Origin of the sequence: Roseivirga sp. E12, from assembly GCF_017592825.1 — a bacterium.
In the GTDB taxonomy this organism is placed as follows: domain Bacteria; phylum Bacteroidota; class Bacteroidia; order Cytophagales; family Cyclobacteriaceae; genus Roseivirga.
In genome coordinates, this window is the sequence record NZ_JAGFMD010000006.1 from 167,392 (window position 1) to 186,469 (window position 19,078).

Below are 19,078 nucleotides of genomic sequence, written 5' to 3' on the forward strand. Positions count from 1 at the left end.
CACAAAATCTGCTTGCAACAGGCCAACAAAAAAGGCGCCTAAGGCGCCTTTTTTGTTGGGATAGAAAACATTTGTCCTTGTCAGGAGCTGCAATTATTTATAGGTAACAGCCGTACCACTAGCAGTAACCATTAGCATACTGCTACTATGTCCAATGGTTTCATAGTCCAAATCAATGCCCACTACTGCATTTGCACCGAGCCCCTTGGCGTGATGCTCTAATTCCATCATAGCATTTTCTTTTGCCTCGCGAAGGACACGCTCATAAGAACCTGATCGACCACCGACTAAGTCAGTGATGCTTGCAAAAATGTCTTTAAACAAGTTGGCTCCAATAATAGCCTCACCTGTGATTACACCATGGTACTCTGTAATTACATGGCCTTCAATAGTATTTGTCGTTGTAAGTATCATTCAATAATTGGTTTTCAATTTTTAAATAGTGACCGAGTCACCTTCCATTGTTCGTAAAACGTCTAATCAAAGTTTGATGCTGAGGATAAGCGGATGTCAAGCTATCCCGATCGGCTAATTCGAAATCCTCAAATTCGAAGCCGGGCGCTACAGTACATCCTACTAGAATATAAACCTCTTTCACAACTTCAGCAGCAAACCAAGTTCCCTTAGGGATAATAACTTGTAGAGATTCTCCTGCTTCTAGATCCGAGCCAATTCGACTTGAGGTAAGCTCACCATTTTTTGAAATCATATGAATGATAGCGACACCACCCTGATGATAATGCCAAATTTCGTCAGAGCTAAGTCTATGAAAATTTGATACACTTTTGGTAGTCAAAAGGAAGTAAATGGATGTACCGAAAGTCCTTGAAGAACCATACCTCTCGGGTAATACACTTTTTCTAACACTCTCTTCCGATCGATAAGTCTCATTGAAGTATCCGCCTTCTGGATGTGCTTGGAGATTCAGCTTTTCAATCCAATATTCAGCGTCCTTTGTCATAGCTCATTCATTAATTCTAACAACCTCAATTGGTTTCTTGCCCTGATGAAATTCTCCTCTTCAAAGGAGGTTTTATAGTAAGTATCTCCGTTCAAAAAGTCCGCGAGGAACCTAATGGCCATTATATAAGTCATGTAAAGTCCACCAAATGTCAAGCTCTGAATTTCTATGTCAGTCAGAACGGATCCAGACTCTTTACTAAATCCAATGAGAAGGACATCCAAATAGTCCTTTCTTATCTCAATCAAGTTTTCATCATGCTCATTTTCCTCTGTAGGTGAAAGCGTGGTTCGCATGAGATCACCAAAATCATAGAGCAAATAACCAGGGCCTAACGTATCTAAATCAATGATATAACGAAAGCTATGGTCAGATTGAGATAACAGACAGTTGTTAAGCTTAGTATCATTATGGCACACTCTTAACGGAAGTCCTTTTGAAATCAGATCATCCATTTTAGCGTCTATCCACCTGAAAGAGTTAGCTTTTTTAACTAGGTCCTGACATGATTCTAGCCTTCCGGCAATATCCTTTTCAATGGCCTCCCCTAACTGTTCTAACCTCCAACTTAGGCTATGAAACTGCGGTATGGCTTCCTTAAAATTTTCCGGTCTTAGTGTATTCGAAAAAGCTGTAAACCTTCCAAAGCCTTCTGCCACTTTCTCAACTTCGATCAAACCATTCGCAGTCTCTGGGGCATAGGAGTCTTCAATAAAGTCCATCAACCTCCAAAAACTACCATCAGCTTCTGTATGATAAAGACCTTCGGCCGTCTTATAGTGCTTTGTAAAAAGTGCCGAAGCCGCTTGGAGCAAGGCTTGGAGGTTTGACTCAATCTTTTCAGGAGATTTAAAAACACTTCGATTGAGCTTTTGGAGAAGAAGCTTTTGGTCTACAGTCTCAACTAAATAGGAGTCATTGATATGGCCTAAACCAAAAGGAGCAATCCCGCTGATTACTCCTTTAACATTATATGCCTGAAGTGCCTTTAAAGCAGCTTTCATTACTTTACTTCTTGCGGGTAGATCCCGTCAGCAATCATTTGCTTGACACCATTAACTACATGAGGTTTATCCTCTTGATAAGTAACACCTAGCCAAGAGGCCGATGTAGGAACTACCTTTACTGAGGCTTTACCCTCTTTCATCAAATTATCCACCTCAACGGGTATGAAGCATTCCGATTTAGGATCTTCATTGTTCTCTTTTACAAAGTCAATAAATTTCTCTTCGAATTGATCAAGTACAGAGGTTGGGAAGCCCCAAAAGTTCATTGATACATACGTTTTCGGATCAAGTGTATGACGTTGGCCATCTTCTTCATAAGAAATCTCTTCACCATCTTTTCCGATTGACAGAGTCTCCTTGATACCCGTCAAGTTCATGTTTTCATCTACCTGGCAGATCCCTCTATTTACAGTGCCATGGTCAGAAAGGGTATTGACCAGCTCGTAGCCCATGATGAGGTGCTCGTTTTCTTTAAGGTCTTTGATTGCGCTGACTGCTTCGCCAAAAGATTGAGTCCCGTAGTAGTCATCTGCATTGATCACCAAGAAAGGCTCATTAATCAAGTGCTTTGCAGCAAGAATAGCGTGTGTTGTTCCCCAAGGCTTCTTTCGGTTAGCCTCATATTTGGATGTATGCTCAGTATACTCGTTCTGGAAAGCATATTCCATTTTGATCTTACCCTTAAAACGATCGGCATAATGCTCATCGAAAGCGTCTTTCAGGTCTGTTCTGATGATAAAAACCACTTTGGTGAATCCCGCTTTGATCGCATCGTGGATTGAATAGTCCATAATGATCTCGCCATTCGGCCCTATTCCATCTAACTGCTTATTTCCACCATAACGACTTCCCATGCCGGCCGCCAAAACCACTAAAGTCAAATCCATAATTTCCTGCTAAAAAACTTTCTATATTGTTGCCTCGAAGTTGATGAAAAACTTTAGACTAGTCAATCTAACACTCGATTAATATGAACCTCTCCTCCCTCGACTGGACAATCATCATTGTATTTTTTGCAGTCTTTTTAGTCATAGGTATTCGCGTTTCCAAAAAAGCAGGCTCCAGCTCCAAAGAGTTCTTTCTATCTGGGCGCAATATGCCTTGGTGGCTTTTAGGTGTTTCCATGGTAGCGACCACTTTTTCAGCCGATACACCTAACCTTGTCACCGATATCGTAAGACAAAATGGAGTGGCAGGAAACTGGACTTGGTGGGCCTTCTTGATTACGGGAATGTTCACAGTATTCATCTATGCCAAACTATGGAGACGATCCGGTGTATTGACAGATCTTGAGTTCTACGAAAAACGGTACAGTGGCAAGGAAGCTGCATTTTTAAGGGGCTTCAGGGCGATCTACTTGGGCGTATTCTTCAATGTGATGATTATGGCTACCGTATCGCTTGCGGCCATAAAAATTGGCGAGGTCATGTTTGGCTTAGAACCTTGGAAGACTGTAGTCTATGCTTCATTGATTACCGTTGCCTATAGCTCTCTTGGCGGGTTACGAGGAGTTATCTTGACAGATTTTCTTCAATTTATAGTAGCCATGGTAGGCTCCATTGCCGCTGCAATTTACATAGTGAACTTACCAGAAGTTGGAGGTTTAACGGCACTTATCGAAAGACCTGAGATTGCTAGTAAGTTGAGTCTTATTCCAGATATCAACAACCAAGAATTATTCATAACCCTTTTAATTATACCCATTGCGGTACAATGGTGGAGCGTCTGGTACCCAGGCTCAGAACCTGGCGGTGGAGGATACATCGCACAACGGATGCTTTCGGCCAAAGACGAAAAGAATGCCGTCTCTGCCACCCTCCTATTTAATATTACCCATTATGCGCTAAGACCTTGGCCATGGATTCTAATCGCTTTAGCTTCTTTGGTGGTTTACCCAGACTTGGCTTCTATAAGAGAAGCTTTCCCAAATATTTCTGAAGGCAAAATGGGGCATGATCTAGGCTACTCAGCCATGCTATTGACACTGCCAAAAGGCTTACTCGGTATTGTTATTGCCTCGCTGATCGCTGCTTTTATGTCGACCATCTCTACTCATTTGAACTGGGGGTCGTCTTACGTGGCTTTTGATTTCTATCAACGTTTTGTGAAACCCGAAGCCTCTGACAAAGAACTGGTAAACGTAGGCCGAATATCAACCGTAGTCTTAATGGTTTTGGCAGGGCTTTTTGCCTTGGTACTCTCAAGCGCTTACGATGCATTCCAAATACTCTTATCGATAGGTGCCGGAACGGGTTCCATCTTCTTGCTTCGATGGTTCTGGTGGCGAATCAACGCTTACTCCGAAATTACTGGTATGATCGTATCCTTTGTTTTCGCTCTACTGCTGAATGAGAACATTGGTCCGGAATTCTTGACCTCGATCAAACCAGAGTTTAAACTGCTTTTAAGTGTAGGTGTCACCACGGTTGCCTGGGTGGTAGTAACACTAATGACAAGGCCAACGGACTACAAAACCTTGGCATCCTTTTTCAATAAGGCAAAGCCGTATGGCAACGGCTGGAATGGCTTTAAGAAGATTGCCAAAAACGAAGGAATTGCTTTAGAGTCAGGTACTGGGAAATCGAGTATTGATATTCTGGCTGTCTTTTTAGGGATAATAGCCGTTTATAGCGCGTTATTCTCTACCGGAATGTTCATTTATGGAAAAATGACCAATGGCGTAATCCTCTTAGTCGTTGCCTTGGCGGCTATTCTAATGCTCAGAAATACATGGCGAAAGCTAAAGTTTTAATTTACTGGCAAGATTAATTACTTCATTTCCAGCACGTTCAAAAGTGCGGCTTAATAATTAATTATTAAGCCGCTGTCATACGTTTGTTTGAGTCGATTTTTTCATAACTTAATTCAACGTTCTATCAAATATTGATCACTACTCTATGCCGAGAGCTAAGAAGACCGAAAGGAAGATTTTTGTACTTGACACTTCCGTAATCCTATTTGAACACAATGCCATAATGAATTTTGAGGAGCACGACATTGGGCTCCCTATCACAGTTCTCGAAGAGCTAGATCAGTTCAAAAAAGGAAACGATACTAAAAATTTCGAAGCCAGAGAATTCACTCGACTTCTTGATAAGTTGGCCAAGGACAAATCGCTTCAGGATTGGATTCCTCTCAACGGAAAAACTCGAGGGAGTTTTAAAGTAGTAATGGAAGCTGGTACTGGAGAAAGTGGGCTAGATGCTAATCGGGTTTTCGGTGAGAAAAAGAATGATCACCGTATTCTAAATGCCGCCCTGCGCTTGAAAGAAGAAAATCAGGATCGGAGCGTAATCCTTGTCTCAAAAGACATTAACCTAAGGTTGAAAGCAAAGTCCATGGGGCTGCGTGCAGAAGACTATGAAACCGGCAAGGTCAAAAGTGTCGACTCACTGAGAAAAGGCGCAATTGAAATCGAAAAGGTCGATTCAGATATCATAAATCACCTCTATGAAAATGGCACTCTCACTCCCAAGGAGGTGCTGAAGCGCAAAAAATCACTACCCAATCAGTACTTCATTCTTAAGAGCGACAAGAACTCGATTCTCGCTTATCATAACTCCGTAGATGATGTCATTGAAAGAGTAGACAAGCGTCCTGTTTCCGGGGTAAAACCTAGAAATGCCGAGCAGACCTTCGCCATTCATGCCATCATGAATCCGGATGTGAAACTCGTCACGATTCAGGGTGTTGCGGGTACTGGTAAAACATTGCTCACCCTGGCAGGAGCTCTTGAGCAACGTAGAGACTTCAAACAAATATATCTAGCCAGACCGATCGTTCCCTTGAGTAATAAGGACATCGGATACTTACCTGGTGATATTAAATCCAAGCTGAACCCCTATATGGAGCCCCTTTGGGATAACCTGAAGTTTATCCAAAATCAGTACAAGGAGACTGACAAAGAGTTTAAGGCCATTACCGAAATGGTGAACAAGGAGAAACTATTAATCACACCTCTGGCCTATATAAGGGGTAGAAGTTTGTCGAATATCTACTTTATAGTGGATGAAGCACAGAACTTGACTCCACATGAGATCAAGACTGTCATTACTCGAGCTGGTGAGAATACCAAGATCGTCTTTACGGGTGATGTCAATCAGATTGATACGCCTTATCTAGATTCGCAATCGAATGGACTTTCCTACTTGATAGATCGTGTAAAAGATCATCCGCTTTATGCCCATATCACGCTAGAGAAAGGTGAGCGTTCAGAATTAGCCAACTTGGCTAATGAGATGCTATAATAGATAGAGGTAGCTTACTTCTAAGACCCTTCGTTCCTCAGGGAAAGAAGAGTATTCAACATAGTTACCTCTAAAATTTCAAACTGAAGACTGTCCCTTGGGAATCGGTTGAAAGTGTAATATCTCCCTTATGAGCCTTCATTATTTGTTTTGAAAGGCTCAAGCCAATGCCGTTACCTTGCTTTTTTGTAGTAAAGAAGGGCACAAAAATCTCGTTGATAATTTCGTCAGGTATTCCAGGACCATTATCCGCCACCTGTATGTAAGTGTTCCCTCCTTCTTGTTCTGTAGTGATATCTATCTGAGCATCCGGTTGACCTTCCATTGCTTCGGCCGCATTCTTTATCAGATTAATTAGTACCTGACTGATAAGCTTCTCATCTGCTTGTACAAAGGCATCTTCTAGAAGATGCGGTAAAAGATTAAGCTTGACCGAACCAAGTTCCGATTTAGAAATTTGGACGGTGTCATGTATCAGGGAGAAGAGGTTAACTCTGGAAATTTCTGGCACCGGTGGTTTTGTATAGTCACGATACGCCTGAACGAATCCAAGAAGCCCTCGCCCTCTCTTTTCTATAGCCACTATGCTCTTGAAGACATCTTCAAGGTCATCTTTCTCAAACTGATCTGCCTTTAGCCTACCCTCATCATCTTGCATAATCATCTTTATGGCAGTAGTGAGGGATACAACAGGCGTAACTGAGTTCATGATTTCATGGGTCAGCACCCTGATCAACTTTTGCCATGCGTCCATTTCACGCTCTTCCAATTCTGCTGAAATATCTTGAAGTGAGATGAGCGTGTAATCTTCTTCTGCCAGCTTAAACGATCGGCTAACTACGGCCAGCTTTGATTTTGACGCATTGGGTGAAAGTACCATGCTATCTCCTGCTTTAAGGGCCTTCAATTTATCCCAAGTACCCTCATCATGATTCGCTAATTGATCAATCTTTCCTAAAGCCGGCACTCCAAGCAAATCTTGTGCAGCAGAGTTCATCAGGTCGACTCTACCATCAGCCTTGAAGCTGATCAACCCAACTGAGACATGCTCATTGACCATTTGCAAGTACTGATACTGCTCTTCTCGTTCTAGTGTAAGCTTTTTGAAAGTTCTCAAAACATTATTGAAAGCTACCTTGAGCTCATCTTTACTCTGGCCCCAGGCAAACTCGTTGTAGACTTTATTGAAGTCACGGTTGTCAAAGGACTTAAAGAAGACTAGTAGTTCATCTCTCGTTCTGTTAATGTAGTAGAACAGCATGACCATTTGAGCAATGGTGAGCAACCCAAAACCGAGTGGAGACATAATGATTTCTGTCTGAAAGAATGACCAAATCGCGGCAAACATTGTGACAGCAATCAGCAAGAGCCGAACAGCAACTTGGATTGTAAACCTATTGAAGACCATACTTTTCAAGTTTTCTGTAAAGTGTAGTTCGTCCAATACCAAGTTCTTGAGCCACCTTGCTCATATTACCTTCATTTTTCTTGATCACTTTTTCGATGGTAATCCGTTCAAGTTCTTCCAGATTTGTAGTAGTCATGAAACCATCTGACTTCATCTGCTTTCTCAGGTTAAAGTCGTCAGGGATCAACTTAACACCATCACTAAGAATAACTGCCCGTTCCACTGCATGCTCCAGCTCCCTGATATTTCCTGGCCAGTGGTACTTCTTTAACTTATCAAGTGTTTCATTGGCCATCTTTGGTTGATCTTGAGCATATTTCTTACAGAACTTCGCAATGAAGTGTTCCACCATTGGGCCTATATCTGTCAAACGATCCCTTAATGGCGGAAGGTCCAATTCTATGGTGTTCAGTCTAAAGAAAAGGTCTTCTCGAAACTCACCACTTTCAATCATTTCCTCCAACTTAGCATTTGTGGCAGCAATAATTCGGACATCAAACTGTCTCGATTTGTTTTCCCCTACTCTAGTCAGTTCTCTATTCTGAATAATCGTCAATAGCTTTGACTGCATTTGTGGTGTGAGGTTCCCGATCTCATCTAGAAAAATAGTCCCGCCATCAGCAGCCTCAAATCGACCCATTCGATCTTCTCTCGCGTCAGTAAAGGCTCCTTTCTGATGCCCAAAGAGCTCCGACTCGAATAAGGACTCGGTGATCGAGCCCAAATCTACAGACATGAAGACTTCATCCGCTCGAGGCGACATTTCGTGAATAAGCTTTGCCATCAGGCCTTTACCCGTACCATTTTCACCAAGCAATAACACATTGGCATCGGTACGGCTCACTTTCTCAGCCATCTTCAAAACTTGCTGCATTTCAGTTGACTCTGCGATAACCTGATCTGATTTGGCTACCAAGTGCTGCTTTAGGCCTTGCTGTTTTGTCTCCAGCCTTTGAATCTCCTTCTCCGATCTGGCAAGCTTGAGCGCATTACTTACTGAAACCTGAATCTTTTCATACTCCCAAGGCTTGGTCACAAAATCAATGGCACCTCGCTTCATTGCTTCCACGGCCAGTGTGACCTCTCCATAAGCGGTAATAATGATAATCTTCACTTCAGGGTGAGCACTGTTCAGTTTTGTAATCCATTCCAGACCTTCTTTTCCATCATTGGCACCGGGTGAATAGTTCATATCCAATAGAAGAACTTCTACTTCGCCTGACTTTAAAATCTCGCCTGCTTTCTTTGGGTGGTCAACACAAGAGACTTTGCTGAACCTTTGCTTTAAGACGATCTCTCCAGTCAGCAAGACATCAGAGTCATCATCAATGATAAGGATATGGGCGTTTTCCTTCTGCTTCATGATCTCAAGTTTAAAAAATGTTCCTGAGCGGAACAGAAATCTGTTTCATATCGGAACAACATTTAGGGAAGTTAGTTTATGAAAAATCTTAACTAATTGATTAAAAGACATTTACATCGATGGCACATGAATTGGAAAAAGAGGTGGAAGGGTCAGTATACCTATTTAAAACATTATTCACAGTTAACGATTAAATTGATATCGCCATGAACAAGATATTCTTCAAAACGGCTTTTAGAAACCTGCTCAGAAACAGAGCAAATACAGGAATCAACCTCCTAAGTCTTACGATCGGTATGACTGTGAGCATAGTGATCTTTACGTTGATCAAGTATCAGTATACTTTTGACCACTACCATACAAATGCTGATCGAGTCTATCGGGTGAACTTTGTTGAAAAAACACAATGGGGTGCCAACTATGGTAGCCAAACTCCAGAGCCTCTTCATAAAGTACTAAGAACAGATTACCCTCAAATTGAAGCTGTTTCGCGCACCATTGGTCCTATTGAAACAAGAGTCTTCATTGAGGAGGAAAAGTTCGATGAAAGCAAAGCACTCTTTGTTGATGAGAATTATTTCCAAATGTTCGACCAAGAGTGGCTTAGAGGTAATCCTGAGGAAGCATTTTCTGACCCTCAAGCAGTGATACTAACTGAGAGCACTGCCAAAAGGTATTTCGGAGATGAAGATCCGATGGGTCAAACCATAGATTTCGCAAGAAGAGCTAAGGGTGTTGTAAGAGGTATAATTGTCGACCCTAGGTTGAACACCAACTTGCCCTATACCATGCTGGCCAATGTAGCCATGATGCCTAAGGTGCAAGAGTTTTATGTTAGAAATACTTGGAGCATTACGAGTATGGGCACCACATGGGTTCTATTGCCAGAAAATGTTGACCCAGTAAACTTAGCCAGTCAATTCAATGACATTGTTGTTAACAACCTAGGTGATGAAGCTGCTGAAACAATTTCTTTTGAACTGGGAGCATTGAAGTCTTTGCACACAGACGATCGATATAGCGGCCTCAACTATACCATCCCCAATGATACCATTTATGGTTTACTCATTATCGCGTTTATCGTTTTAGCTACTTGCACCATCAACTTTGTGAACCTATCCACTGCTCAGGTTTTAAAAAGAAGTCAGGAGGTCGGGATTAAGAAAATCATTGGTTGTGCGAAAAGCCAATTGGCCAACCAGTTCTTTCTAGAACTATCGATTGTTACTTCAATAGCCACATTCTTTTCCATTTGGATAGCTGAGGTTCTTTTGAATGAAATCAATGAAGCAATGTCTGTGATTAGCATTGACTTGAAATTGGAAATGGCATCAATTCTATTTGCGATAGGCCTTGGTCTTATCCTCACATTCTTAGCGGGCCTCTATCCTGTGGGAATGCTCGTGAACTTCAAACCACTCGAAGTAATACGAAGCAAGTTCACGCAAGTAAGAGGTCGCAAGGCGGTAGTGCGGAACACACTCTTAACTGTACAGTTTGTTGTCGCTCAAATCCTCGTAATCTCCGTTCTGATATTCAATAGTCAATTTTCCTTCATCAAAAACAAGGATTTGGGTTATGACACAAAGAACATCATTGGCATGGGCAACTTTGTTCCAGGTGGATATAGAGTAGATGCAGCACTTCTAAATAGTGCTAAAAGTCAATTAATGGAGAGTCCATTTATCGAGAACGTGACTTTTGGGACAGGAGGCCCCAATGCTATTAACCCTTGGAATACGACCCTAGTCGATCCTGAAAGCACTGAAAGAATCGAGGTAAATTGTGACTTCAAACATGTTGATGTCAACTATGCCGAACTCTTCAATTTAAAAGTGATTGCAGGTAAATGGTTCTCTGCGGCCAACTACCAAAGTGAGAATAGAGAGATTGTTGTAACAGAATTGGCACTTCAGAAGCTTGGTTGGGACGATCCTCAAAGTGCCATTGGACGAAGAGTCAACATCAATGGTTACTCGGATAATGCTACTATTGTCGGTGTGCTAGCCGATTTCCATACGGATAACCTGCGAAACGAAATTAAGCCTTCTGTTTTCGAAGGGGATTATTCGGGTTACAATCAAGCTTTTGTGAAGGTAAAGGAGGGTTATTACTCGGAAGTAGCCAAGCATATTGATAAAGTGTCGGCTTCCATGAACCCAGACTTTGTAGCTAACTACAAAAGTTTCACTGATGAAATAGCGATTGACTATGAAATTGACCGAACGCTTTTTGGTTTTATCAACGCTACAGCCATCTTGGCAATTGCAATAGGATGTCTTGGGCTCTATAGCCTGATCGCTTTCGTGGTACAGCAAAAGACCAAGGAACTAGGCATTCGTAAAGTTGTAGGTGCCAATACAAACAGCCTTGTACTCTTACTTTCGAGCAAATACATTTGGTTGATAGCCATTGCCACAGTGATTGCGGTACCCTTTGGCTTCTATGGTACACGAGAATGGCTCAATTCCTTTGTGTATCAGGTTGAAGTAAGTCCGCTTGTCTTTGTAAGTGCTTTCTTGCTCACTATTCTGATTGCACTCCTATCAATTGGCTACAGAGCATTCAAAGCAGCAACGGCCAACCCAGTAAAAGCGCTTCGTTACGAGTAAAAGTGTTCTAAAACTAGGCAAGAGGTGTACGAAAATCGTACACCTTTTTTTGTACATAATCGGTCACCTTATTTTATTATACTGATTGTCAGTTAGTTATAGTTTTTGGCACAGGCATTGAATATAGAATGGCAGGTCAGTTAAATAAGGTCATAACTCAAAACAACAACAAAATGAAAAGCCCGAAAGTCAATACAAAAAACAACAACAGCCCAAAGGTTAGAAACTTAAGCGCTATTATCGCTATCATGCTTGCAGTGGTCACTTTATTTCAGGCAGGTACGGTCAAGTCAAATGATCTGAATCGCGAAGTTTCAGTTATGGAAGCTCAACTTATTGCTGAAATTGAGCAGTTCTTAGAAGAGGAAGAAGAAATGGGGATCGAAGAAGAGATCTACATGGAAATGGAAACAGAAGCAATCGAAGACGTAAATGTTTTTGACAGCAACGATAACCTAATCGCTTCTGGAAACCCAGCTAATGACAAAGAATTAAGAAAGTTAGTAAACCAAGCAGATTACTTAAGCAGCTTGGGTAGCAACAAATACTACAGACTTTCTAAGTAAGAAAAAACTATAGTACATAGTTAGGGTTAATTTTGGTTGTAAAGCCGGTCACACGATCGGCTTTCTTTTTTGCCTAGTCTGAAACCTCGAAAAGGTCTTGCGATGGCCATGACCTGACCCTTTTGATTCCCTCCCTAATCGCCCATCGGCTTGTACCAGGAAAGCTTCCTCTGCGAGGAGTTGTATTTGAAATAACGACCCAAGAATAGCCATTCAGATCGCGCGTCAACAAAGCGGAAGTTCCAGAAAGTGTTCCAGTCCTCCACCAGTGCTGTCCTTTGACACTTCTCCAACCTAAGGGCCTTTGCACTCCACCTACTCCCTTGACCATCTTGTTGATCAGGTCTGTACTCAAAATGTCTTCGTATCTTTTTGAATAGCCATCGACCAATACCAAAACGCGCATGAGGTCAACACCTGTGGCTAGCCAACCACCAGCTGGACCTAGCATTTCTATATCGTCCGCGCCATAAGGTTTATAAACTTTCTTCCCAGAACCGTTGAAGGCCAACTGCTCATTATCGGCACTATAGTCATAGTACTTTACCTCATTTTTGACCCTGTCTTTCTCGAAACTCCCCGCGATCCTCATTTTATGAATGTCATTAGGCTCTAAAATCTCATTCTGAACCCAATCTTCATAATCGTCACCCGTGACCTCCTCTACCACTCTACCAAGCAAGCTATAACCGAAATTGGAGTAGTTGAACCTTGTACCTGGTCTATAGGGCAAATGTCTTTTGAGCACAAACTTGATCACATCGTCAAATTCGATAGGGTAGCTCACCTTGTCCATATTATGGATTTTATGAGGAATGAACATGGGGTCACCATAAGTGATTAAACTCCACCCTGCCGTATGGTTCAATAAATGCTTAACCTTAATCCGATAAACATTCCTATTAGAAATGTTGCTATAGGTTCTTCCCTTTAAAATTCCATTTTCTCCAAAAACATAATCATCCAAGCCGATTTTACCATCATCCACCAACTTTAAAACAGCAATAGCGGTAATAAGCTTAGAAACAGATCCAATGCGAAACAAGTGATATGGTTGTACTTCCTCCTTTTTCTCTTTATCAGCATAGCCAAAGCCTTTGGCATATACAAGCTTCTCATTTTTTACTATAGCTACACTAGCCCCTGTAAGTCGAAGACTTCGCATGGCACGATTAATCATGGAGTCGATGGGCTGGAAATCAGCCAAGTCAGACATTTTATTGATCAGAGGCTGTCTATCGACAGTAGCCTCTTCGATCCTTAACTCCTCATTAATCGCTTCACCCTTATCTATTCCGGTAAAAGAAATGAGAATTACTAAGAAGCATAAGACCGCGAATGGTCTTGTCCGAATCTGCATTGTAATATTTTGACCTTATAATTGAGATTACAATTATAAGAAATAGATAACAAAAAGCCGTCCCAATAATTGGGACGGCTTTTGGGGTTTATTTACACTCTACTATTTAACGTCATTCAAATTCCAGTCATAGCTTGCAAAACGCACTTTTGCCTTTTCTTCAATTTGAACCTCTGAGTATTTGTTCAAAAATTGGATCAGAGACTGGCCTTTTTTGAAATCTCCTCCAAACCATGAAAAGATTTTCGACACCTCAACTCGTTGTGGTGTGATTTTGTTTCGAGAGGTATCATTTAAAAATTTTCTAGCTTGCTCATCTAATTGAGCATCTAATTTTTCGGCAGTGTAGGCCTCATTTCTAAGTACAGGGCAAGATATTGATGCACAATTGACGGCAAAATGAATCCTTGGCTCTTCGAAGTCTTTTCTTAGAATCTTGTGTTCAATACGATCGAGGCTAAAGTCTTCTCCACCAATTTGAAACCATTCCTTTGTCCAAATGCTACGTACCGTGGGAATGGAGAGTCTAGGATTGAGGTCCTTAATACTTTCAACCGGGTAGTTATCAACGATTAGCTTAACTGTAAAGACATTATAGGCATTAATCCAGTAAGCAATCTTTTCATTATCCGACCAATTCTCTGCAGGAGGATTTTCACTCAAAAAGTCAGCATAGGCATTGAGATCTGACTTATCAGCGATAAACCCCTTGTAATCGACAAGTCCATTTGATCGCACATGCTTTGCTAATAGCTTAGTCCAATTGTCATGGCTAGGGGCATCAGTTACACTACCTGCAAAAGTATTTTTGGAGTTAGAGCAGCCGAATACCAACAACATGGCAAGGACAACTATACTATTTATTCTTGTTCTCATGGTTTCAACGTTTGCTCCAAGTAAACTTCGGCATGGTAGAAAAAGTTGCAATGGAATATTAGGCTACACCTCAAAGGTCGGCTCGTTGACTTAGTTTTAGTCTGGCAATAAGTCTTGAAACCAATATGTGACACTATCATAATCATTTTGTGATAGACTGTACGACTTGGCCACCACTTCACCTCTTTTAAAATCAATAGGTTGCTTAAAAATAGGTCCATCAAACACGAAGGTGTGAAATTCTCCATTCTCTCCACATGGGTCAATCCCTTGCGGTAAGTCTGCCACAAAGTCATCGGTCAACTCTCTACCAACAAAAGATTTATCAAGCTTACTCCCATCTACAGCCACAACGATTGTTCTAAAACCAAGGCTTAGAAATTCTCCAATCAACTCTTTGGTGTTTCTTTTCCAAAGTGGAAAAATGGCTTTCAGGCCCACCTCCGATAGTCTTTCCTCACGGTACTTCTTTAGGTCTTCTAGGAAAATGTCTCCAAAGACCGAATACTCGATACCGCTTTCTAAAACACCTTCCAACTTCGACCTCATTAATTGATCATATTCAGCCATTGAGGGTGCCTTCGGCAACTCAAGTAAATTAAGCGGCAGACCGACCGCTTCGGCCTGCCGCTCAAGCATATCTAACCGAACACCATGCATTGATATTCGGTTGGTATGGGTATTTACACTCGTCAGCAGTTGTTTAACTTCAAACTCAGAACTATTCAAGATATGATAGAGCGCCAATGCGCTGTCTTTACCTCCGCTCCAATTGAAAACTGCCTTATTCATAAAATGACTAGAAGTCGAAGTTTAACCCTATGGTGTAGTTTCTACCCATGGTAGTAAAGCCCACGACACCTACAAACTCCTCATCAAAAATATTGTTTATAGCGCCATAGGCAGTCAACTTTTTAGACAAGAACTGCTTCCGCAAAGCGATATCAACCAAACTATAGCTATCCAACAGATTGTCTGAAAAAGGTGACACTCGTCTTTCTCCAGTATAGTTATACCTGATATTAACAGAAGATGCCTCAATCGGTGTGAAAAGTAACCCCACACCATATTTCTCCTTTGGTATTCTTGAGAACAAGGCGTCATTGTTGGTTGCAAGTTTGGAGTAGTTGGCGGTCAAGGTCACCTTGGAGTTAATCTCCCAGGTTACATCTGTTTCAATACCTTGAACCTCTCTTCGTGAATCGAGATTGATATAATTACCTCCAATAAAGTTACCCCCGTTGTCAAAAATTGATAGAAAGTCAATTGCATTGTCTTCATCGCGTCTGAAGAAAGCAAAGTTGTATGTCAAGCCACTTTTAGCATAAAGTGCCGTACCAAACTCATAGCTGTTCGTACTTTCTGGTGATAGATCACTATTTCCGAAAAATGGAGAGTTGATCTGAAATAACGAAGGCGTATTGTAGGCATTGGAAATAGACATGAATGGTTTTATCGAAATGTCATTGCTGACATCTATTAACCAAGAGGGGTTGACTGTTGTCATCAATTGGTTATCGTAATCGCTATGGGTGTTTAGCCTTAATCCAAAGTGAAAATTCAAACCATGATCGCTCTCCAAAACGATCGAGGCATACGGATCTACAATGGTAAAATCACCTTCCTGGTTCTCAGAATTATTCTTTAACCTTTGCACATTAACTCCAAAAAGAGCTTTAGCATACTCTGAAATCTCAAACTCGTTGGTTTGATCAAGCTGAAAATTCACTCCTTCGAAAGTTGACGGAAAGGCGTTTTGAAAAATACGCTCATTGTTTATGTAGCTGATATTTAAAGCTGATCTACCATTTTTGAAGCTCAACCGAGGTCTAATACCAAACCTAAATTGTTGATAATCCGCAAAAGCATTTAGTTCGTCAGTAAAGGAAAAGGCATCGATATCGGCCTTGAAATCATCATAAGCTACAGTGAAATCAATATCAAACTGATCGCTTGCCTGATATCCTCCTTTGAACAGAACATTAGTTTTTTCGAAACCATCGTCATCAAAACTAGCAGTTGGATCATTTTGGGCTGCGGCACTAAATCCATCGAAAGAAGTTCTATTGAATGAAACACCATAGTTGAAATCATTTCGTGTCCCATTCACATTGGCATTGATACCGAGAGCACCAAAAGAACCTCCATTGACATCAACACTCCCTCGAATTGGTTCTTGGGCATTATCTCTCAACGTAATATTTATAACCCCAGCAGCGGCATTGCTACCATAAAGCGCACTTAGTCCACCTTTTAAAATCTCAATGGATTCGACTTGGTTCGCGGGCAAATATCTTAGATCATAGAATAAGCTAATACCGGTAGGATCATTCATAGGTACACCATCGATAAGCACTAAGGTGTACTTGCTACGAGCGCCTCTCACATAATACTCTATGTTAGTACCCGGTGTGCCGAAGTTTCCATCGGTTTGCACTGCTGGAACTTCATTGAGTAAATCGGCCACAGTTTTACCAGGTGACTTATCAATGAAAGCTCGTGTCAACTTGTAGATCGTCTTTCCTGACTTTTCTACCGGAGTCCTGAACCGTGTTCCTGTTACTACAAACTCACCTAAGTCAGTTGTGTCATTTCTTTCTTGTGCATAAGAAAGAAACCCCATACTCAACAACACTAAAAGTATTGCTCCCCTCATTCTAATTTTCGTCATTTTGTTTTAAGTAGTTAATAAGTTGTGAAAGTGAATTAAATGTTTTGTCCGTGCCTGAAATATGCCAAAGGGGGGCGTCTCGGCCACCCGTTATTTCTATTTTAATTTCCTCATTATTCGAGACCTGACTTCGCTCTAGCGCCTGTCTTGTCCATTTTGTCAGTATAGGATCGCCCGCGATTTCTAAACTTAGGTTGGTATGCTCATCACTTTTACCAAATCGACCTTTGAGATAATCGAAGGTCAATTCTTCAGAGCCGAAAGCCGATTCTAGCGAACCGTTTAGTACCAATTCTTCTGGAATTCCCGTCTCTATATGTTTGCCAGGCATGACCAACCACATGCTGTCACAGTTTTCAATTGCCATGTCTATTTCGTGCGTTGAAATAAGAATAGTCTTATTCGTTTTTTGGGTGAGTTCCTTGAGCAAGTGGAAGATCTCAATTCGGTTGGGTGAATCTAAGTGAGCCGTGGGCTCATCTAGGATTATGATGTCCGTGTCTTGAACCAAGGCTCTGGCTATCATTACCTTTTGCTTTTCGCCATCACTAAGCTCACCAACATGGCGATCGGCAAAGTGTAATGTTCCAGTAACTTCTAGTGCCCATTGAATAAGTTCCTTATCCTTACCATTCAACGAGCCCATCCAACTGGTGTATGGAAATCTGCCCAGTGACACCAAAGCGAATACCGTCAGATTACCTGGCGTTACACGATCGGTGAGGACGAGGCTCAAGGTCTTCGCCATTTCCTTAGGAGTAATCTCAGAAAGTGACCTTTCCTGAATAAGTACCTTACCTGACAATGGCTTTTGTATACCCGTTATGGATCTGATAAGGGTTGACTTTCCGGAACCGTTAGGCCCGAGTAGACAAGTCAATTCACCTTCGTTCAGAACCAGATTGAGTCCTGACAGAACTTCCTTTTCCTTATAGCCAACTGCTAGATCAATAGCCCTCAATATGGTTTTTCCATTACCCATCAAAATGAGGACTTAAGATTTCTACGTTTAACAATAATCCATATCACAATTGGAGAACCAATCATTGCAGTGATGGCATTCACTGGTAAAACAGTGTTACTGCCTGGTACTTGAGAAATGATGTCACACACCAACATGAGGATGGCACCCACCAAAACACAACTCGGAATGAGCACCTTATGGTCGGAGGTGTTGAGCAAGCTGCGGGTTAAATGCGGCACAGCAATTCCTACAAATCCTATGGGTCCACAGAATCCTGTGATAGCTCCTGCTAGAATACTTGTCACTCCAATTATGGCAATTCGGGATTTTCGAATATTCAGTCCCATGCTCTGCGCATAGTCTTCACCGAGTAATAACACATTCAATGTTTTACTCAGGGCAAAAGTCATAATGACTCCAAAACCAACAATTAATCCTAAGACTTGCAGCTGACTTGTGGTTACTCCTCCCAAGCTTCCGAAGGTCCACAGGATGTATTCTTGAATTTGCTCTGGATTGCTGAAATATTGCCAAATACTGACAATGGCTATGGTAATGTTTGCTACCATAATGCCCACGATGAGCATAACAACATTGTCTCTAATCCGATAAGAGATAGCGAGAATAGCCAATAACACCAGTGCCGCACCAATGGATGCTGCAATTACGATTAACCAACTACCTCCTAATCCTAGTGAACGGATGGTGAAGGCAGTGGTGGCACTGCCAGCGGCCAACATAACTGCTGCTACACCCAAGCTTGCTCCTGCTGTGATTCCTAATACAGATGGTCCTGCCAATGGATTCCTAAAGAGTGTCTGCATTTGAAGGCCGCCAACAGACAAAGCTGCACCTGCCAACACTGCGGTGATCGTTCTTGGTAGTCTGATCTTTAAGACAATCGCTTGCCATGCCTCATTTTCGACTGCACTTCCAGTAAGGATTTTTGCTACTTCCGTGATGGGTATGCGAACTGAACCTAGGCCTAAATCGAGCAAAATCAATAGAATGACTGCCACGATCAGAATGACCATGAGCCTCAA

Annotated in this window: 16 protein-coding genes; 4 read left to right on the forward strand and 12 right to left on the reverse strand. The window is 41.7% G+C overall.

Annotated elements, in window-relative coordinates; genetic code table 11:
* Positions 1-93 precede the first annotated feature (93 nt).
* The 4 genes from J4E76_RS14475 to J4E76_RS14490 are packed head-to-tail and all read right to left on the reverse strand — an operon-like array spanning position 94 to position 2,855.
* Positions 94-414, reverse strand: coding sequence for a heavy metal-binding domain-containing protein (locus J4E76_RS14475; protein ID WP_208505350.1), 321 nt, complete (start codon positions 412-414; stop codon positions 94-96).
* A gap of 37 nt (positions 415-451) precedes the next feature.
* A complete protein-coding gene (locus tag J4E76_RS14480) occupies positions 452-961 on the reverse strand; it encodes a cupin domain-containing protein (protein WP_208505352.1) in 510 nt (169 codons plus the stop codon).
* A complete protein-coding gene (locus J4E76_RS14485) occupies positions 958-1,965 on the reverse strand; it encodes a phosphotransferase enzyme family protein (RefSeq protein WP_208505353.1) in 1,008 nt (335 codons plus the stop codon). Before J4E76_RS14485 ends, J4E76_RS14480 begins: the two co-directional genes overlap by 4 nt.
* The gene (locus tag J4E76_RS14490) at positions 1,965-2,855 is read right to left on the reverse strand and encodes a sugar phosphate nucleotidyltransferase (RefSeq protein WP_208505354.1); all 891 of its coding nucleotides are present in this window, start codon (positions 2,853-2,855) and stop codon (positions 1,965-1,967) included. The genes J4E76_RS14485 and J4E76_RS14490 overlap by 1 nt, the downstream gene beginning before the upstream one ends.
* 83 nt (positions 2,856-2,938) lie before the next feature.
* Here J4E76_RS14490 and J4E76_RS14495 point away from each other — a divergent pair, with 83 nt between their 5' ends.
* A complete protein-coding gene (locus J4E76_RS14495; protein ID WP_208505356.1) occupies positions 2,939-4,720 on the forward strand; it encodes a sodium:solute symporter family protein in 1,782 nt (593 codons plus the stop codon).
* 145 nt (positions 4,721-4,865) lie between these two features.
* Positions 4,866-6,215 carry a PhoH family protein gene (locus J4E76_RS14500; protein WP_208505359.1) on the forward strand — a complete coding sequence of 450 codons (1,350 nt, stop codon included), beginning with the start codon at positions 4,866-4,868 and terminating at the stop codon, positions 6,213-6,215.
* A 70-nt stretch (positions 6,216-6,285) separates the two neighbouring features.
* On the opposite strand, the gene J4E76_RS14505 is transcribed toward J4E76_RS14500, so the two are convergent.
* On the reverse strand, positions 6,286-7,623 hold the full coding sequence (locus J4E76_RS14505) for a PAS domain-containing sensor histidine kinase (protein ID WP_208505360.1): 1,338 nt from the start codon (positions 7,621-7,623) through the stop codon (positions 6,286-6,288).
* The gene (locus J4E76_RS14510) at positions 7,610-8,986 is read right to left on the reverse strand and encodes a sigma-54 dependent transcriptional regulator (protein ID WP_208505362.1); all 1,377 of its coding nucleotides are present in this window, start codon (positions 8,984-8,986) and stop codon (positions 7,610-7,612) included. The genes J4E76_RS14505 and J4E76_RS14510 overlap by 14 nt, the downstream gene beginning before the upstream one ends.
* 206 nt (positions 8,987-9,192) lie before the next feature.
* On the opposite strand from J4E76_RS14510, the gene J4E76_RS14515 reads away from it, so the two are divergent.
* Positions 9,193-11,598, forward strand: coding sequence for an ABC transporter permease (locus J4E76_RS14515; RefSeq protein WP_208505364.1), 2,406 nt, complete (start codon positions 9,193-9,195; stop codon positions 11,596-11,598).
* A 173-nt stretch (positions 11,599-11,771) separates the two neighbouring features.
* A complete protein-coding gene (locus tag J4E76_RS14520; RefSeq protein ID WP_208505366.1) occupies positions 11,772-12,164 on the forward strand; it encodes a hypothetical protein in 393 nt (130 codons plus the stop codon).
* A 73-nt stretch (positions 12,165-12,237) separates the two neighbouring features.
* On the opposite strand, the gene J4E76_RS14525 is transcribed toward J4E76_RS14520, so the two are convergent.
* The 6 genes from J4E76_RS14525 to J4E76_RS14550 form a co-directional block, all read right to left on the reverse strand.
* Entirely contained in the window at positions 12,238-13,524 is a 1,287-nt protein-coding gene (locus tag J4E76_RS14525; RefSeq protein WP_208505367.1) for a serine hydrolase, read from the reverse strand.
* 102 nt (positions 13,525-13,626) lie between these two features.
* Positions 13,627-14,400, reverse strand: a complete 774-nt coding sequence (locus tag J4E76_RS14530) for a DUF547 domain-containing protein (protein ID WP_208505369.1) — start codon at positions 14,398-14,400, stop codon at positions 13,627-13,629.
* A gap of 96 nt (positions 14,401-14,496) precedes the next feature.
* Positions 14,497-15,192: a diphthine--ammonia ligase gene (locus J4E76_RS14535; RefSeq protein ID WP_208505371.1), complete on the reverse strand. Its 696-nt coding sequence runs from the start codon at positions 15,190-15,192 to the stop codon at positions 14,497-14,499.
* A gap of 7 nt (positions 15,193-15,199) precedes the next feature.
* Entirely contained in the window at positions 15,200-17,071 is a 1,872-nt protein-coding gene (locus tag J4E76_RS14540) for a TonB-dependent siderophore receptor (protein WP_208505372.1), read from the reverse strand.
* Entirely contained in the window at positions 17,058-18,053 is a 996-nt protein-coding gene (locus tag J4E76_RS14545; RefSeq protein WP_208505375.1) for an ABC transporter ATP-binding protein, read from the reverse strand. The genes J4E76_RS14540 and J4E76_RS14545 overlap by 14 nt, the downstream gene beginning before the upstream one ends.
* Positions 18,053-19,069, reverse strand: a complete 1,017-nt coding sequence (locus J4E76_RS14550; protein ID WP_208505377.1) for an iron ABC transporter permease — start codon at positions 19,067-19,069, stop codon at positions 18,053-18,055. Before J4E76_RS14550 ends, J4E76_RS14545 begins: the two co-directional genes overlap by 1 nt.
* Positions 19,070-19,078 lie beyond the last annotated feature (9 nt).

Excerpts from the sequence above, each read along its gene's own strand:
- J4E76_RS14500 (WP_208505359.1), top strand. The coding sequence starts at position 4,866 with ATGCCGAGAGCTAAGAAGACCGAAAGGAAGATTTTTGTACTTGACACT.
- J4E76_RS14515 (WP_208505364.1), top strand. The coding sequence starts at position 9,193 with ATGAACAAGATATTCTTCAAAACGGCTTTTAGAAACCTGCTCAGAAAC.
- J4E76_RS14485 (WP_208505353.1), bottom strand. The coding sequence starts at position 1,965 with ATGAAAGCTGCTTTAAAGGCACTTCAGGCATATAATGTTAAAGGAGTA.
- J4E76_RS14475 (WP_208505350.1), bottom strand. The coding sequence starts at position 414 with ATGATACTTACAACGACAAATACTATTGAAGGCCATGTAATTACAGAG.
- J4E76_RS14545 (WP_208505375.1), bottom strand. The coding sequence starts at position 18,053 with ATGGGTAATGGAAAAACCATATTGAGGGCTATTGATCTAGCAGTTGGC.
- J4E76_RS14505 (WP_208505360.1), bottom strand. The coding sequence starts at position 7,623 with ATGGTCTTCAATAGGTTTACAATCCAAGTTGCTGTTCGGCTCTTGCTG.
- J4E76_RS14530 (WP_208505369.1), bottom strand. The coding sequence starts at position 14,400 with ATGAGAACAAGAATAAATAGTATAGTTGTCCTTGCCATGTTGTTGGTA.
- J4E76_RS14550 (WP_208505377.1), bottom strand. The coding sequence starts at position 19,069 with ATGGTCATTCTGATCGTGGCAGTCATTCTATTGATTTTGCTCGATTTA.
- J4E76_RS14520 (WP_208505366.1), top strand. The coding sequence starts at position 11,772 with ATGAAAAGCCCGAAAGTCAATACAAAAAACAACAACAGCCCAAAGGTT.
- J4E76_RS14490 (WP_208505354.1), bottom strand. The coding sequence starts at position 2,855 with ATGGATTTGACTTTAGTGGTTTTGGCGGCCGGCATGGGAAGTCGTTAT.
- J4E76_RS14495 (WP_208505356.1), top strand. The coding sequence starts at position 2,939 with ATGAACCTCTCCTCCCTCGACTGGACAATCATCATTGTATTTTTTGCA.
- J4E76_RS14480 (WP_208505352.1), bottom strand. The coding sequence starts at position 961 with ATGACAAAGGACGCTGAATATTGGATTGAAAAGCTGAATCTCCAAGCA.
- J4E76_RS14540 (WP_208505372.1), bottom strand. The coding sequence starts at position 17,071 with ATGACGAAAATTAGAATGAGGGGAGCAATACTTTTAGTGTTGTTGAGT.
- J4E76_RS14535 (WP_208505371.1), bottom strand. The coding sequence starts at position 15,192 with ATGAATAAGGCAGTTTTCAATTGGAGCGGAGGTAAAGACAGCGCATTG.
- J4E76_RS14525 (WP_208505367.1), bottom strand. The coding sequence starts at position 13,524 with ATGCAGATTCGGACAAGACCATTCGCGGTCTTATGCTTCTTAGTAATT.
- J4E76_RS14510 (WP_208505362.1), bottom strand. The coding sequence starts at position 8,986 with ATGAAGCAGAAGGAAAACGCCCATATCCTTATCATTGATGATGACTCT.